At 54.5% G+C, this 345-nt stretch carries 1 protein-coding gene; it reads left to right on the top strand.

The features are described from left to right. A partial coding sequence (locus AC1RPU_RS08060) for a DUF7448 domain-containing protein (protein WP_481769652.1) occupies positions 1 to 266 on the top strand: 266 nt, incomplete at its 5' end. Positions 267 to 345 lie beyond the last annotated feature (79 nt).

Genomic DNA, 345 nt, shown 5'->3' with positions numbered 1-345 from the left:
ACCATCAACAGGACTGTTGCGAGTCGGTATACATCGAGTCGGTAACTGGGGACGTGAACGACCTGATCGGGACACCTATTCTCATGGCCGAGGAAGTTAGCGATACCGACTTTCCGCCTCCGGCTGGCGAGTACGTCGATTCGTATACGTGGACGTTCTACAAGCTCGCGACCATCCGAGGCTACGTGGATATCCGATGGCTGGGCCAAAGTAACGGCTACTATTCGGAGTCTGTCAACTTCGAACACGTGAACGCAGGCAAATGAAACTGATCGAGGCTCGGGGCCTTGTGCCACGCATAGAGAAGCGCGTTACGCAGCGTCTTGTATCCGAATCGTTTTTGCC

This window comes from Dellaglioa sp. CoH-55-MRSF-7 (genome assembly GCF_056782235.1).
Note: the sequence above shows the minus strand (reverse complement) of the source record. Positions and strands in the feature narration are given on the sequence as shown.